Below are 15,217 nucleotides of genomic sequence, written 5' to 3' on the forward strand. Positions count from 1 at the left end.
TTAATTATTCGAAGAAAATACAAAAAAAAGAACAACTTTATTCAAAAGTTGTTCCATCTTTTTTGATGCGACACGTCCGGTGGACTTCTAAACCAGTTTGTTTTTCATAACCCGGTCTGAATTTCTCATCTGGTATAACTTGACCATCTTCCAGTAAAGCCAAGGAATGATATTGCTGCAGAAATTCATCACATTCCTCACACCAACGCTTATCCTCCGGATTCCAAAATATGGTCATTAAGTCTCCTCGACTTTTATATAGTGGAATTTTCTTTTCCAGTTCAAACCAGCAAGATTTATAATACTTCAAGGCATCATAGTAATTTTCAAATTTCTTACTACTAATGACGTCTTCTTCCCATCCTTCTATGAACCACCAAGGTTCAAAATCCCCGTACATTTCTATAACTCGATACATAGTTTCATTTCCTTTGTATCGTCTATTATAGCGAAATTTTAAGAACAATGAAAGAAATTTGCTCGTTTTCAACAATAACCTTAGAGTATTTTTCTTCGACTAAATCAATCTATAAATTATCAAAATAAAAGCAGCAACTAAAACTAGTCACTGCTTTATGTTTCTATGCTTGATAACGTTTTTCACCATCAAGGTAAGTTGCTACCAATTCCAAATCCTTATCAAGAACGATAAAGTCAGCATCGTAGCCTTCGCGAATTTGTCCACAAACGTCATCAATATGAACTGATTTTGCTGGGTTGAGACTGGCCATCATAACTGCTTCATGTGGATTTGCAATGCCCCATTCAACAACATTTTTCAAACCGTCTTTAAGTTTGAGAATAGAACCTGCCAAGTTCCCAGTAGATTTGAGACGTGCAGTACCATTTGCAACCACAACTGGGAATTCTCCTAGCATGTAGTCACCATCTTGCAAACCACCCGCTGTCATACAGTCAGTGATAAGAGCAATATTTTCAGTACCTTTTTGTTTAAGTAGGATGTCACAAGCCTTAGGATCAACGTGATGCCCATCGCAAATCAATTCAGCATAAGTATGTGGCAATTCATACATAGCACCAACCATACCAAGCTCACGGTGAGTTAATCCACGCATACCATTATAAGCATGAACCCAAACACTTGCACCGGCATCAACAGCTTTTTTAGCTTCATCAAATGTTGCATTCGAATGACCGAGAGCAACGGTAACACCTTCTCCAGTAATAGTACGTACAAAGTCTTCTACACCTTCACGTTCTGGAGCAAGCGCAATCTTATTAAGAAGACCATTAGCAGCCTTCTGCCAAGCACGAAACTCATCCATTCGAGGATCCTTCATGTAAGCTGGATTTTGAGCTCCCTTATACTTTTCAGTAAAATAAGGACCTTCAAAATAAATACCACGAATCTTAGCACCGGTAGCTTCTTGGTAACGAGCCCCAATATTTTCAGTTACTGCTAATAACTGCTCATATGAAGATGTCAAAGTTGTTGGTAAAAAGCTTGTAACACCTGTACTAAGAAGCCCTTCACTCATAGTATGAAGCGTTCCTTCAATGTTATTATCCATAACATCGACTCCACCAAAACCATGAATATGAGTATCCACAAGACCAGGTGCAATACTATAACCACTATAGTCAATAATTTCAGCACCCTCAGATACTTGATCCACATGCTTACCAAATTTACCATCAACTAGTTCTAGAAAACCGTCACGGCGAACACCATGAGGATAGAAAAATTGATCCGCTTTAATATATTTAGGCATAATGATAACCTCCGTAATTCATTTTTCTGATATTAATTATGTCAATTACATTATAAACCTTTCTGTGTAATTTGTAAATGGTATAGACCTATTATAGTTAAATTTATAAAGAAATAAATTAAGATTTAGTAAAAATATATTAAAGTAATATTAAACATTGAGGTTTATAATAAAATATAGAAAAAATATAAGTAATTTTAAGTAACTCTGAGAGAAAAAATTGGAAGAAAAAATAAAAAACAAGGCTCGAAAACCTTGTCTTTAATACTATACCGGCGGCCGGGGTCGAACCGGCACGTCCTTGCGGACACTGGATTTTGAGTTCAATTCTTACATTTTTTGAAACTTATAACCTTGATTTAATAGTGTTTTAGGACTTTTAAATTTTATAAAATAGACTCTTTTTTCAAATTTCAGTAACTTTTAGGTAACTGAAGATAAATCTCATCTTGATATTCACTACTATTAAAAAGATTTATAAAGAATCAATTAAATGGTATAATAATATCAATTCGTAATTTTATTAAATAGGTTGAAATATATCAAACAATGTCTAAGTGTTTATATAAGATTAAAAATGAGGAGTCAAAAATCAAAATAAAGGAGTCAAATCAATGAGCCGTCTTAAATCATTAAAAATTAAAAATTATAAACATATCGGAGATTCTTATATAGGTTTTGATAAACTTGAGAATATCAATATCTTAGTTGGACAAAATAATATTGGTAAATCGACATTATTACAATCAATAGAAATGCTTATATCTGATAGCGAGAATCATCGTGATATATCAATGGAAACTAGACTGGAATTTGGTTTTTGCCCAACTGAAAAAGAAATTCAAGATTCATTTGGTGTAACTCCATATAGTTTAGAGGTTAACTATCAGGATATTGAATATGGGGAAAATTTCATTAATAGATACATGACTTTTGAAATCCAACCTAATAAAACGAGTAGAGCAGAATATTTTTTATTATCAAATATACCGGAACTCTCTAAAAAGGATTTTGAAATGGCAACCGGATATGAAGCATTTACATATTTAGGTAGAAACTATTTATCAAACCATATGAGAGCTTTAAAACTAATCAAATTATCTGCCGATAGAAATCTAGTCCCTGAAGTACAAAATAGTAATAGAAGAGTAGCCGAAGATGGAACAGGTGCTACAAACTTATTGAGGCAATACCTAAATGTGGCTAATCTGCCTAATGAGATTGTAGATAAAGATATTCTAGAAGCTCTAAATCAAATTATGAAACCAGAAAACCATTTCGAAAGAATAATGTGTCAGGAAATCGAAACAATAGATGGTGCTAGTTCTAAATGGGAAGTCCAATTAGTCAATGAGAATGGAAAAATTCCAATTTCAAATTCTGGCAGTGGTTTAAGAACTATTTTATTAGTATTAATCAAACTATTTTTGGAGACAAGAGAACGTGAAAATTATGTTTTAGAAAACTCTTTAAAGAATACAGTCTTTATATTTGAAGAGTTGGAGAATAATTTGCATCCAGCAATACAAAGAAATTTATTTGAATTTTTATATCAGTGGGCTAAAGAAAATAATTCACAAATTTTTTTAACAACTCACTCTACTGTTCCAATAAATATGTTTAGTGGTAGAGACAACGTAACTTTAACTCATATCAAAAAAGAGAATAATCGTATTATTACTAATTCAGCGCTATCATTCATAGAGAATGAAGATATATTAATGAACTTAGGGGTACGAGCTAGTGATATATTGCAATCCAATGCAGTAATATGGGTTGAAGGTCCCTCAGATAGAATTTATATAAATAAGTGGATTGAACTTTATTCAGCTGGAACTTTAAAAGAAAATATCCATTACCAAATTCTATTTTACGGTGGAAAATTGCTTTCACATCTAACCGGAAGAGTGGATGAATCAAATGAGCTAATACAATTATTTAGAGCTAATCTTCACTCTATTATTGTTATAGATAATGATAAGACTAATTCTAACAAAAGGATAAATAAAACTAAACAAAGAATTAAAAATGAATTTATGCAAAATCAAGCTATTGTATGGATAACACAAGGGAAAGAAATTGAAAACTATCTATCACGAAATATATTTAAAAAAGTTTATAAGGTTAATAAACAAATTGGACAATATGAAAAAATTGATGACTTTTTAAATAACAATAGTAGGAATCAAATTATGGGTGATTATTATGTTACTAATAAAGTATCCGAATCTATTTCAATTGCTAAGGAAATGCTTTTAGAAGATATAAATGTTTTAGATTTAGAAAGACAAATTAGTACTATAGTTAAACAGATAAAAACTTGGAATGGTATGCAATCGGACTAAAAACTATAGAATGCCTACGATAATGATTGATATAAAATTAAATTTATTCTTTACATCTTGCATCAAACAAAAAGAAAAATGCAGTTCAAGAATAGAGTCTAGCAAAATATAATAAATTTAACTTACATAAAAATTTCACAAAAAAAAAGAGTTCATTATGACTAAAAAAACTGCATTGACTATTTTAAGTGCAAACTTTAACTTTTATAAGAGTAAAAATAATACAGACAAAAATCCTAAAAACATTGTAAAATTTTTACTGTCAAAAAATCGGCCCAAACCCACATTTATAGCACTACAAGAGGTAGGTAATCGTCTTATAGATAACAATTTGAAAACTGATAAAAGTGTGACCATAGAGAAAATTGAAGAAATACTAAATGATAAAGGATACGGAGTCATACATCCTCTTCAAGATGGGAAACAACCAGTTAATACAAGACTATTCTATTTAAAAGAATCCATCGAAACCATTAAAGAATTACAACCTATTTACAATGATTATTATTGTAGACAAGCTGGAGGATTATTTACAATAAATAGTAAAAGACTTGAAATATTTTCACTACACTTTCCACTCTATGGAAATGCTCCAGTTGATAAAAAAGAGATGTGGAATCATTATATTCAACTTGCTTCTTCTAAACAGAATGAACTTTACGACCATCTTATTTTAGCTGGTGACTTTAACGAAAGTATAGAGAATATAACAAAAAATATTAAGGGAACCACTTTATCTCACAAAATTGAAGAAATCTTAAAATATATGATAGATGCAAGTGATGAAGAAATTACTTACAAAGAAACAAACACAAAACTAGACCATATTTTTCTCTCTAACCATACTGAAATTTCTAACTTCGAAACTATCGAAAATAATTTTTCCGACCACAAAGCTTTATTAGTAAATTTTTTTATTTAAATAAAACTATAGGTACAAACAATAGTAATTTCTAGTAACTCAGACAAAAAATCAAGGTAAAAAACCTCGATTTAATAGGGTTTTAGGATATTTGAATGTTATAAAAAAAACTCTCTTTTCAAATTTCAGTAACTTTTAGGTAACTGTTAGATTGTGTAAAGAACAGACTATTAAAAATTCTAAAAAGTCACCAAAATTTATAAATAAAGAAAATATCTTTAAAAACTAAAGAAGATTGAGGAGTTCAAAGGGACTTATGGTAAAATAGTAAGTAACAATATCCTCTAGGAGAGAAATTCATGGCTAATATAGAACCTTGGTTAAAAGCACTTAATTTCAATGAAATAGAAAAAGATAATTTATATGAATTAGAAATTAATAGTCACAAAATTGAAATTAATATAGGTGATGAGAAAATCTCATACCCAGATTTAAAAGAAATAGGAAGAGAAACTACTACTAATTTCTCTGCAGAGGAAAATTTTGTAGTCTTAGATATAATTGTTGGACTATTAAAACAAGGATATCTTCCAAACCAAATTTCTATAGAAAAAGGTTATAAACTAGGCCATCATACGAAATCTGGAAATGCAGATGTAACAATTGATGATTATGAAGGAAACCCATTCTTAATCATCGAGGCCAAAACTTTCGGACCAGAATTTGATAAAGAATGGAAAAACACCTTACTGGATGGAGGACAATTGTTTTCCTATGAAAAACAAGAAAATAAAGCACAAGCTTTAGTTCTTTATGCTTCTAAAGTAAGTGATACATCTATCGAGAGAATATACCACGTTATTCATTTAAAAGATAATGATGAATTCCTTGCCACACTAGATAATCCTAAGTCATATAAGAATGCAAAAGGTGGAAATGATAAGTTCGAAGTATGGCGTGATATTTATCAACAAGACTATAGAACAAACGGTGTACTAGAACAAACAATTAGACCATTTGAAATTGGAAAAATTAAATCAACGGTTTCAGAACTGAAAGAAATTACACATGATGAAGTTCAAAAGAAATATAATCAGTTTGCAACCATTCTTAGAAAATATAATGTAGGGGGACGAGAAAATGCATTCGATAAATTGGTCAACCTATTTTTAGCAAAAATTGTTGATGAAGAGCAAAATAGTGATGACTTAAAATTTAATTGGAAAGGGGTGGCTCACGATACATATTTTGACTTAGTTGATAGACTACAAAAGCTTTATCAAGTAGGTATGGAGAAATTCTTAAACGAACGAGTATCTTATGTTGCCGAGCAAGATATTGAAGATGCGTTTAGACTCCGTAAAGATGCTGCCAAAGATGCTATTTTTAAATATTTTAAAGAACTAAAATATTTTTCAAATAATGACTTTACATTTCTTGATGTTTATAATGAACAACTTTTTTATCAAAATTCTAGAATATTGGTTGAAGTTGTGCAAATGTTACAAGATATGAAGTTAAAAACCAAAGAACAAAATCAGTTTCTAGGGGACCTATTCGAAGGTTATTTGGATAATGGTGTCAAACAATCAGAAGGTCAATTCTTTACTCCTCTTCCGGTCGTTAAATTTATCTTATCAAGTTTACCACTAGAAATAATTAACGATAATACTGATATTCCAAAGGTTATCGATTATGCAAGTGGTGCTGGGCATTTCTTAAATGAATATGCTGAACAAATTAAAACTTATGTTGATTCAGAAAAACTTTCTGAATACTATTCAGAAATTTATGGAATTGAAAAGGAATATCGTCTTTCTAAGGTTGCTAAAGTTTCAGCATTCATGTATGGACAAGACAATATAAATATTATTTATGGAGATGCATTAGAAGAGCATAGTCAAATCAAAGACAATACGTTTTCAGTTGTGGTTGCAAACCCACCTTACTCAGTAAAAGGTTTTTTGAGTACTCTATCAAACAAACAACGCGAAAAATATAATTTAAGCTCGTATGTCGATAATTTAGATACCAATAATAGTATTGAGTTGTTCTTTTTAGAGAGAACTGAGCAATTACTAAAATCCGAAGGGGTGGCAGGAATTATTGTTCCAAGTTCTGTTTTATCAAATGGCAACCTCTATACGAAAGCTAGAAAAATGTTAATCGAAAATTTTGATATTATTGCCATTACAGAATTTAGTTCGAAAACATTTGGTTCCACTGGTACAAATACGGTTACTTTATTTTTACGTAAAAAGAAATATCCACCAAGTGAAGCCGATACATATCGTTATGCAGTAGAGCGTTGGTTTACTAATACGGATGTCGAATTAAATGATATCAAAATTATAGAGAGCTACTGTAAGACTATCGACGTTGACTATGATTTATATTGTGAGCTACAGTCTGATAAACTAGAAAATCTTTTACAAATTAATTTATTCCAAGAATATTTTGATACTTTTACACAATCTAGTATTGCTAAAGCTATTAAGAAGAAAAGAACTACAAAAAAATACTCTGATGATGATAAAAAGGAAGAATATCAAAAAGCACTTTATAATTTTATAAAGAAGATTGAACAAGAAAAAGCCTTTTATTTTGCTATAGCTAACTCGCAGAAAAATGATGTTGTGATTGTAAAATCCCCTACTGACAAAAATGAACAAAAGCGTTTTTTAGGATATGAATGGTCTAAAAGAAAAGGGCAAGAGGGAATAAAATATATAGATGCTAATATCTCTGATGATGAAATGGAAGTTTCTAAGAATCAGGCTATAAATAACATTCAAACCCCTTTATTTAATCCTTTAAACTTAGAAGATGAGTCTAAAATCAATACGGTAATTAGAAATAATTTTATTAATGAGGATTTGTCTATTCCAAAAGAACTAGAAAAATTTGTGTCTTCTATTTCTTTAGTAGATATGCTTGATTTCACTCAAATTAGTTTTGATGCGCAACTCAAAACTAATCCTGATAAAAAGTTTGAAGTAATTAGTAAGTACACTATAGAAACAATAAAAAATATTGCTGATGTTTATAAAGGACAAACAATCACAAAAGCACAAACTAGAGAAGGTGATATTAAGGTAGTTGCTGGAGGCAAAAATTATGCATATACCCATAATGTCGCTAATAGGGAACCTAATATCATTACAATTTCTGCTTCTGGAGCTAATGCAGGTTTTGTAAATTATTGGGCTGAACCTATATTTGCCAGTGACACTATAACAGTGCAAGCTAATACAGAATTGGAAACCAAATATATTTATAATTATCTAAAAGCACATCAAGAAGAGATTTTTAATTTAGCAAGAGGTGCAGCACAACCTCATGTGTATCCAAAAGATATAGAAAAATTTCCAATTCCAGTACCTCCCACTGATATCCAAGAACAAATCATTTCTGAAGTTGATAAATTAGATGAACAGTATCAAAATTCGAGAATGAAGATAGAAGATTACCGTAAACAAATTATTAAAATCTTTGAATCCCTTGATATTCTAGGGGGGGAGATATATAGACTATCTTCTAATGATTTTACTTTAATGATAGGAAAACGAGTGCTAAATAAAGAACTAACAGAAGAAGGGATTCCTGTTTATTCTGCAAATGTTTTTGAACCATTTGGTATGATTGACAAAGATATTATTAAGGATTTCAGCAAGCCATCAATATTATGGGGTATTGATGGAGATTGGATGGTGAATACTATTCCTGCAAATCTTCCATTTTACCCAACAGACCACGCAGGAGTTCTAAGAATAAATACTGATAAAATTCACTATCGTTACTTAGCTCATAGGTTAGAGCAAGAGGGTCTTAGAGAAGGATTTTCAAGAAGTTATCGAGCATCTATTGGTCAAATTGAAAAATTAACTGTCATTATCCCATCTATTGAGCAACAAGATGAAGCTATTTCAAAAATTGAGAAAATTGAAACTCTAATAGAAAAAGAAGAAAAAATTATTAACAAAATTGAAAACCAAAAAACAGCTCTAATTAATAATTTTTTGGTTTAAGAAATGATATCAGCCTAAGATTATTAATTTAAATTTCTTCTATATTCCAATTAATAATAATGACTAAAAATAAAAAGGTAGTAAGATTTCAACTTACTACCTTTTTATACTACTACAATTATCAGAAACTCTTCTCTACATATTCATATTTAACTTGTACTTCTTCAAAAATTTTATTCAAAATATCTATATCATTCTTTTCAAGCTTGAATTTTTCGATTAACGAATCTTTGACTTCTTTTGTTTTTTCAACTCCGTTAATAAGTAAGTCAATTAAGATACTTTTCTTTAATGAGTACATTTGTTCAATGGAAAAATTTGATAGATTTATAAGATTTGAGTCAGCAAAAGAAGTTATCGTTCCTTCTGTCCTAAAAAAATCTACTCCCAATAACTTATCAGTTGTAGTATGGTAAAGTTCAGCGAATCTAATTAGCACATTAATCTTAGGTTCTGTTTTTCCACTCTCCCAATCACTATATGTTGTCTGTTTAATACCTAACATATCAGATAGTTCTTTTTGTGTTAGTTTTTTTTGTTTTCTCAACCTTCTTATAGTTGTTCCAAAATCGCTCATATACCCTCTTTAAATTTTTTAACGGATTTTCGGTATTTTAGTTGACATTTATCTGAAATAGGTGTATTATAGTTTTACCGAAAAATCGGTAAGAATTCTATAAACGGAGGTAAATGCCTATGATTGTATTAAAAAGTCTTTGATAATCACGACAAAATCAAAGACTAATAAAATTTTTCTATAAGAGTATTATACCATACTTTCCTTAAGAAAGGGGAGGAAATGGACATAAAAGAGCTTGTTTCTATGGTTGACGGATTAAACTCTATCAGTACTGCTAAAAAATGGATAACCTTAATAAAGGAAATCAGTGGTCATGAGTTTAAAAAAGTTCAAGCAAGGAATAGTAGGCAGTTTGTGAGTTTTTATAATTTCACTGATAATGATGTTGAGGATTTCAGGACAATTGCTTATTTGAAAAATGAGATGCCATTAAAAGATGCTATAAGGGAAACTTATGGAGATATTCATAAACATAAGGAGTACACCCTTACTCAGCAACTCGAAACCCTTAAACAAGATTTTATTACCTTGAATGATAATTTTAAGAATTTGTATTCTAGTAATAAAAATCTTCAAATGAAATTTCAACGATTGGAAAAAGAGCAAGAAGAAATTCTCTCAATACTTGAACTACTTCCGTTTGGTGCTTGGGAAAAAGCTCGTAGGAAGTTCGGCAAGTAGTTTTGTTACGGTCGGCGAGTATATTACCGCAGACCGTAACAAATCGTAAGCGCAGACGAACAACAAAGAGCTTTTTCTAGGTTGGCGAGGGTGTGTAGTAACACCACCCTCTGCAAGTCAGGTGCATCATCGAAAGAATGCAGTATTATCAGGGGTTTTCACGATTTTTGAGGTGGTGAAAATAGGCAAAAAGTTGAGTCAAAATTTATGGCAAAAAACGAGAATTTACGTTCTGTTTTTGACTGGATTCAAATCCAGTTCAATACATTCGACTTTTCACTAGAAGAAATAGTTGAAGATATCTTATTTCTTGATACAGAGCTATTTATAATAGATAAAGGAAGTCTTAAATACTATGAATATGACTCTCAGATAAACTATGGTAATATCCGTATCTATTATGGGGATGAAGAAAATTCTTTCATGCTTGTCATGTCAGGACAAGCTTTAGAATTCTATCGAGATATGGTTTTAACCCCAAAAGGACTTTCTGAACGACACTTCTTAGATAATCTATATTCCAATTATAAGTCATTTTCAGTAAGAAGAATTGATATCGCAATAGACGATTTTAACGAAGTCCCTTACTTCACTCCAAATCAGCTTGCTAAACTTTGTAAGAAAAATCGATTCCTATATGGTAAGAGCAACGTCTACACTACATACGGAGATGAGAAAACAGGGCAGACCTTATATTTAAGAAGGCCTTCTGATGATGAACGACTTAGAATTTATGATAAACGCTTAGAACAAGCTTCAAAGCTCGGTGTTAGCAAGAGATTTATCAAAAATTGGATAAGAACGGAGTTAGAACTACGTAAAGAGAAAGCTCACTACTTCATTCAAGAATGGCTAAAATCAGAAATAGATATTCTAAACTTTACAAAAGGATATTTAAAGGATAAAGTGAAGTTTTACACTGATAGTCAATTTTCAAAACCTCTTAGGTCTTGGGAAAAATTTCTAGGTGCATCAAAGCCGGTGACTATTATTGTGTCAAAACCAAAAACAGAACTTGAACAAAAATTAGAGTGGCTTGTCTTTAAAGGTTCTGGAGCCATTCTAAGAGCATATAAATTTCTCTATGAAAATGAATTACTATTTGAACTAGAGAAAGAGAACTTTGAAAAGTTAGAAACTTTGGAGTTTCCTCCAGAGCTAGCAAGTCAACTCATAGAAAGGGCAATATCCTTCAAAAGAGAAGACTTGATACCCACAATTAAAGAAAACATCAAAAGGAGAAATTAACTATGGCAAAAATGCTTTCACAAAATGATTGGGATTTCAATAATATTGGAACTAAATTTGAATTGGATGAGGTGCTTCCAAAATTTGAAACTGAAACAAGAGTCGATGAAAATGGCGAGATTATCAAAAATAGTGATGGAAGTGAAAAACGATTTAATACTCAAAATATTATTGGTTGGAAATATAATATCACTATCAAAGATGGACCATTTAAAAAGAAATCAACACAAGTATCTGTTGATAACCCTGAACCATTAGTCGATAATGATTATATTCAAGCAATGGATGAAGTTCCAGTTACATTTGAAAACCTTCGAGTTTCAATGATTAGCAAAACGATGTATTATAAGGCTGATGCTATTCACTTAGTAGACAAGAAACAAAAATAACTACTGAATTAAGGGGAGTTAGTCGCTCCCCTTAGTTTATAAAATAAATTAAGGAGAACCAATGATTAAAACAGTAACAAAAGATGATTTAATTGAACTTGGATTTAGTCCTGGTACTGCTAGAAAAATTATACATACTGGGAAAGTGCTATTAGTCAATCGTGGCTTTGCTATCTATAATAACAAACGAATCGGAACAATTCCTGCAACAATAGCTGAAGAACTACTAGGAATAGAATTACAGAAAGAAGCATAGTAAATGGCCGTTCGTAAAAGCAAAAATGGGACATGGATTGCTGATGTTTCTAGTGGAACGAACCCTATAACACTAATACAACGACGAATTGTTAGAAAAGGATTCAAAACCAAAAAAGAGGCTTTGGAAGCCGAGCGATACTTAAGAAGCGTAGAACTAAAAGAGAAAAATTTTGGCGCAAAAATAACAATAGATATGCTTTATCAATTGTTAAAAGAAGAGGATGAAATAAACAATAGAAAAAAGAGCTATATTGATACTCAAGAAAACAATTATAATAAACATATCAAAGACTATTTTTCAAAAGTCGATAATATAGATAAACTAACTTATGAAGATATATATCAGTTTAGGGAACATTTACGAGAAAAGAATGCTAAAAATTCTGAGAAAAAATTGAGTCCAAATACTATTAATAAAATCATTGTTCTATTAAAGAAAATACTAGATGTTGGATTAAGAAAAGGATATTACAAAGAACATCCAGTAGGTTTATTGAAAAAATTACCGATAGAAAAAAGAAAAATGCAATTTTGGACAGTTAAAGAATTTAAACATTTTCTTTCACTATTCAAGAACGACGAATATAATCTTGAACTACTATTTACAGTGCTTTTCTTTACTGGCTTACGACTTGGAGAAGCACTCGCTCTTACTTGGAAAGATATAGAGTTTTCTACAAGTACAATACATGTTAGTAAGTCAATGTACGTGAATAAAGGTGAAGAACACATTAGTTCTACAAAAACTAAATCCGGTACTAGAAGAATCATTATTAATAAAAAGCTTATAGAAACACTAGAAGAATGGAAACAAGAACAGACAGAAAGACTAAGAGAATTTTCAACTGATACTGAAAAACTCCAAATCTTTCAGGATAGTCCAATCACTCTAACAAAAAATTCTATTGAAAAACAATATAAAAAGATTCTAGCTAGAGATAGTTCTTTAAAGAAAATAAGGATTCATGATTTTAGACACTCTCACGCTTCTCTTTTAATAAACCAAGGAGAAGACTACTTAATTGTAAAAGAGAGATTAGGACACGCTTCTATAACCACAACAATTGATACCTACTCCCACTTATACCCAAGTAAACAAAAAGATTTAGCAGATAAACTAGATAATCTATTATAAAAAGAACAGCCAAAATAAGTGCTGTTCTTTTTCTTATTAAAAATATTAAAAACTCAGTTCTACAAAAAAGGATATTTAGGCATGTAATATCCCCACGTAGTCCTTCCACGTTTCAAGATAGTTATCACGATTTAATTCAATTTGTCTTTGTGCAAATCGTATATCATAATCTGCTAAATCCAAATTTTCTATAATTTCACCTGTAAGAATACTAAACGTTCCAATCAACTCTTCATCATCATACATCCGCAGAATAGGATTGTTAGGATTTTTAGAAATATCTTCTTTGGTTACTTCTAAATTTGTAACACCAAACTCTTTAATCATGATTCCTTCCTCCTTTCACTTTCTTTAATTACCTTTTGAGTGAATTCAATCTAACAAAATAAGTGCTGTTCTTTTTCTTATTGAAAATAAAATAACTAAGCTCTACCAAAAATTACTTGGTATTTTCACGAACCATTCTTTCAAAATAATTATCTATACTTTCGGAACTTTTAGTTATTCCCTCCGTTTTATACTTTTCTAAACTTTCCTTAATTGCATTCTGAGTGACTTCATTATACTCGGTTATATCTCTCATACGAGGATTATTAACTAAATTTTCTACCATAGCTTCCTCCAATTTTTGATAGATGAGAACTCTATCATTTAAAAAATTCTTTTTCACCAATGAGCCAATATTGGTTTTAGGTGACAATAAATCACTAACTAAAAGAATATCTACATTTCCACTAAAGATGGTCGAAAGATGCCCGTATACATCCATAAATTTCGTTATATCTCCTAATTCTAAAGCAATATCTATATCACTATTTTCGTCTTCTTCTCCTCTTGCATAGGAACCAAACAAGTAGACTTTTGATACGTTATATCGTTTAGCAATAGGTTCAATCTTAGCCTTAATTTCATCTATTGTATAAACCACGAGAACCTCATTATTACTTAGAAAAAAACATCTACCATCGAATGAGAAAAATTATTCTTTATCGAAAAATTCAGATACATCTTTTGGATTATTAAAATCAAGTTTAACAAGTTTTGACTTTTCTTTCGCTAGAGCTCTAATATCGCTTTTTGCTTGTTCAACTTCGAGCATTGAATAATTTTCTTGATTGTATAACATGATATCTCTCCTTGAATAGTATATACCTATTGTATATTTTTACATAGAACGAATCAAGTTTAATACAAAATATGTTAAATATTTTCTTCCTAATTTAGAAAAAAAAAATTTTTAAGTAATTTTAAGTAACTCTGAAAGAAAAAATTGGAAGATAAAATAAAAAGACAAGGCTCGAAAACCTTGTCGTTATTACTATACCGGCGGCCGGGGTCGAACCGGCACGTCCTTGCGGACACTGGATTTTGAGTCCAGCGCGTCTGCCAATTCCGCCACGCCGGCAAATAGTAACTGGGGTAGCTGGATTCGAACCAACGCATGAGGGAGTCAAAGTCCCTTGCCTTACCGCTTGGCTATACCCCAATAATATAAAATAGGCGAGTGATGGGGATCGAACCCACGCATGCCAGAGCCACAATCTGGTGTGTTAACCACTTCACCACACCCGCCATACTATTAAACACGGGCAGTAGGAATTGAACCCACACTGAAGGTTTTGGAGACCTTAGTTCTACCTTTAAACTATGCCCGTAGAGGATGGAAGGGGAGGGATTCGAACCCCCGAACCCGAAGGAGCGGATTTACAGTCCGCCGCGTTTAGCCTCTTCGCTACCCTTCCGTATGATTTAAAAAATGGCGCGAGACGGAATCGAACCGCCGACACATGGAGCTTCAATCCATTGCTCTACCAACTGAGCTACCGAGCCAAATATTGCGGGAGCAGGATTTGAACCTACGACCTTCGGGTTATGAGCCCGACGAGCTACCGAGCTGCTCCATCCCGCGTTAATAATAAATAAAGGAGGATGTGGGATTCGAACCCACGCACGCTTTT

Annotated in this window: 14 protein-coding genes and 7 tRNA genes; 8 read left to right on the plus strand and 13 right to left on the minus strand. The window is 31.5% G+C overall.

Annotated features, from left to right (window positions below):
- Positions 1 to 37: 37 nt before the first annotated feature.
- Positions 38 to 418, minus strand: coding sequence for a DUF1033 family protein (locus tag QM857_RS03550; RefSeq protein ID WP_414272743.1), 381 nt, complete (start codon positions 416 to 418; stop codon positions 38 to 40).
- Between the two features lie 163 nt (positions 419 to 581).
- Entirely contained in the window at positions 582 to 1,733 is a 1,152-nt protein-coding gene (nagA, locus tag QM857_RS03555; RefSeq protein WP_049494536.1) for an N-acetylglucosamine-6-phosphate deacetylase, read from the minus strand.
- A gap of 614 nt (positions 1,734 to 2,347) precedes the next feature.
- Between nagA and QM857_RS03560 the strand changes: the two genes are divergently transcribed.
- The 3 genes from QM857_RS03560 to QM857_RS03570 all read left to right on the plus strand — a co-directional run bounded on the left by QM857_RS03560 (position 2,348) and on the right by QM857_RS03570 (position 8,968).
- Positions 2,348 to 4,078: an ATP-dependent nuclease gene (locus QM857_RS03560; protein WP_414275090.1), complete on the plus strand. Its 1,731-nt coding sequence runs from the start codon at positions 2,348 to 2,350 to the stop codon at positions 4,076 to 4,078.
- Between the two features lie 157 nt (positions 4,079 to 4,235).
- Entirely contained in the window at positions 4,236 to 5,000 is a 765-nt protein-coding gene (locus QM857_RS03565; RefSeq protein WP_414275091.1) for an endonuclease/exonuclease/phosphatase family protein, read from the plus strand.
- 299 nt (positions 5,001 to 5,299) lie between these two features.
- Entirely contained in the window at positions 5,300 to 8,968 is a 3,669-nt protein-coding gene (locus QM857_RS03570) for an N-6 DNA methylase (protein WP_414275092.1), read from the plus strand.
- Between the two features lie 121 nt (positions 8,969 to 9,089).
- Here QM857_RS03570 and QM857_RS03575 read toward each other — a convergent pair whose 3' ends face one another.
- Positions 9,090 to 9,545, minus strand: a complete 456-nt coding sequence (locus tag QM857_RS03575) for a helix-turn-helix domain-containing protein (RefSeq protein ID WP_414275093.1) — start codon at positions 9,543 to 9,545, stop codon at positions 9,090 to 9,092.
- Positions 9,546 to 9,767: 222 nt separating this feature from the next.
- On the opposite strand from QM857_RS03575, the gene QM857_RS03580 reads away from it, so the two are divergent.
- From QM857_RS03580 to QM857_RS03600, 5 genes are all read left to right on the plus strand, one after another.
- Entirely contained in the window at positions 9,768 to 10,229 is a 462-nt protein-coding gene (locus QM857_RS03580; protein ID WP_414275094.1) for a hypothetical protein, read from the plus strand.
- A 207-nt stretch (positions 10,230 to 10,436) separates the two neighbouring features.
- Positions 10,437 to 11,477, plus strand: a complete 1,041-nt coding sequence (locus QM857_RS03585) for a replication initiation factor domain-containing protein (protein WP_414258628.1) — start codon at positions 10,437 to 10,439, stop codon at positions 11,475 to 11,477.
- A 2-nt stretch (positions 11,478 to 11,479) separates the two neighbouring features.
- Entirely contained in the window at positions 11,480 to 11,866 is a 387-nt protein-coding gene (locus QM857_RS03590) for a hypothetical protein (protein ID WP_414258629.1), read from the plus strand.
- A 61-nt stretch (positions 11,867 to 11,927) separates the two neighbouring features.
- Positions 11,928 to 12,122 carry a DUF3173 domain-containing protein gene (locus tag QM857_RS03595; protein ID WP_006144810.1) on the plus strand — a complete coding sequence of 65 codons (195 nt, stop codon included), beginning with the start codon at positions 11,928 to 11,930 and terminating at the stop codon, positions 12,120 to 12,122.
- A gap of 3 nt (positions 12,123 to 12,125) precedes the next feature.
- Positions 12,126 to 13,259 carry a site-specific integrase gene (locus tag QM857_RS03600; RefSeq protein WP_315640418.1) on the plus strand — a complete coding sequence of 378 codons (1,134 nt, stop codon included), beginning with the start codon at positions 12,126 to 12,128 and terminating at the stop codon, positions 13,257 to 13,259.
- 75 nt (positions 13,260 to 13,334) lie between these two features.
- On the opposite strand, the gene QM857_RS03605 is transcribed toward QM857_RS03600, so the two are convergent.
- The 10 genes from QM857_RS03605 to QM857_RS03650 all read right to left on the minus strand — a co-directional run bounded on the left by QM857_RS03605 (position 13,335) and on the right by QM857_RS03650 (position 15,168).
- Positions 13,335 to 13,586, minus strand: coding sequence for a hypothetical protein (locus QM857_RS03605; protein ID WP_006144806.1), 252 nt, complete (start codon positions 13,584 to 13,586; stop codon positions 13,335 to 13,337).
- 112 nt (positions 13,587 to 13,698) lie between these two features.
- The gene (locus QM857_RS03610) at positions 13,699 to 14,187 is read right to left on the minus strand and encodes a nucleotidyltransferase family protein (protein WP_223339732.1); all 489 of its coding nucleotides are present in this window, start codon (positions 14,185 to 14,187) and stop codon (positions 13,699 to 13,701) included.
- 51 nt (positions 14,188 to 14,238) lie between these two features.
- Positions 14,239 to 14,385, minus strand: coding sequence for a hypothetical protein (locus QM857_RS03615; protein ID WP_223339733.1), 147 nt, complete (start codon positions 14,383 to 14,385; stop codon positions 14,239 to 14,241).
- Positions 14,386 to 14,580: 195 nt separating this feature from the next.
- Positions 14,581 to 14,664: transfer RNA gene (locus QM857_RS03620), tRNA-Leu, on the minus strand.
- A gap of 9 nt (positions 14,665 to 14,673) precedes the next feature.
- Positions 14,674 to 14,745 (minus strand) — tRNA-Gln (locus QM857_RS03625).
- Between the two features lie 13 nt (positions 14,746 to 14,758).
- Positions 14,759 to 14,831, minus strand: a tRNA-His gene (locus QM857_RS03630).
- A gap of 12 nt (positions 14,832 to 14,843) precedes the next feature.
- Positions 14,844 to 14,914, minus strand: a tRNA-Trp gene (locus QM857_RS03635).
- A 6-nt stretch (positions 14,915 to 14,920) separates the two neighbouring features.
- Positions 14,921 to 15,001, minus strand: a tRNA-Tyr gene (locus tag QM857_RS03640).
- Positions 15,002 to 15,016: 15 nt separating this feature from the next.
- Positions 15,017 to 15,089, minus strand: a tRNA-Phe gene (locus QM857_RS03645).
- 5 nt (positions 15,090 to 15,094) lie between these two features.
- Positions 15,095 to 15,168, minus strand: a tRNA-Met gene (locus QM857_RS03650).
- Positions 15,169 to 15,217 lie beyond the last annotated feature (49 nt).

This window comes from Streptococcus infantis, from assembly GCF_047463315.1.
Taxonomy (GTDB): domain Bacteria; phylum Bacillota; class Bacilli; order Lactobacillales; family Streptococcaceae; genus Streptococcus; species Streptococcus infantis_AB.

What these genes read in the sequence shown, in the direction of transcription:
- QM857_RS03550 (WP_414272743.1), bottom strand. Translation starts at nt 418, where the DNA reads ATGTATCGAGTTATAGAAATGTACGGGGATTTTGAACCTTGGTGGTTC.
- nagA (WP_049494536.1), bottom strand. Translation starts at nt 1,733, where the DNA reads ATGCCTAAATATATTAAAGCGGATCAATTTTTCTATCCTCATGGTGTT.
- QM857_RS03560 (WP_414275090.1), top strand. Translation starts at nt 2,348, where the DNA reads ATGAGCCGTCTTAAATCATTAAAAATTAAAAATTATAAACATATCGGA.
- QM857_RS03565 (WP_414275091.1), top strand. Translation starts at nt 4,236, where the DNA reads ATGACTAAAAAAACTGCATTGACTATTTTAAGTGCAAACTTTAACTTT.
- QM857_RS03570 (WP_414275092.1), top strand. Translation starts at nt 5,300, where the DNA reads ATGGCTAATATAGAACCTTGGTTAAAAGCACTTAATTTCAATGAAATA.
- QM857_RS03575 (WP_414275093.1), bottom strand. Translation starts at nt 9,545, where the DNA reads ATGAGCGATTTTGGAACAACTATAAGAAGGTTGAGAAAACAAAAAAAA.
- QM857_RS03580 (WP_414275094.1), top strand. Translation starts at nt 9,768, where the DNA reads ATGGACATAAAAGAGCTTGTTTCTATGGTTGACGGATTAAACTCTATC.
- QM857_RS03585 (WP_414258628.1), top strand. Translation starts at nt 10,437, where the DNA reads ATGGCAAAAAACGAGAATTTACGTTCTGTTTTTGACTGGATTCAAATC.
- QM857_RS03590 (WP_414258629.1), top strand. Translation starts at nt 11,480, where the DNA reads ATGGCAAAAATGCTTTCACAAAATGATTGGGATTTCAATAATATTGGA.
- QM857_RS03595 (WP_006144810.1), top strand. Translation starts at nt 11,928, where the DNA reads ATGATTAAAACAGTAACAAAAGATGATTTAATTGAACTTGGATTTAGT.
- QM857_RS03600 (WP_315640418.1), top strand. Translation starts at nt 12,126, where the DNA reads ATGGCCGTTCGTAAAAGCAAAAATGGGACATGGATTGCTGATGTTTCT.
- QM857_RS03605 (WP_006144806.1), bottom strand. Translation starts at nt 13,586, where the DNA reads ATGATTAAAGAGTTTGGTGTTACAAATTTAGAAGTAACCAAAGAAGAT.
- QM857_RS03615 (WP_223339733.1), bottom strand. Translation starts at nt 14,385, where the DNA reads ATGTTATACAATCAAGAAAATTATTCAATGCTCGAAGTTGAACAAGCA.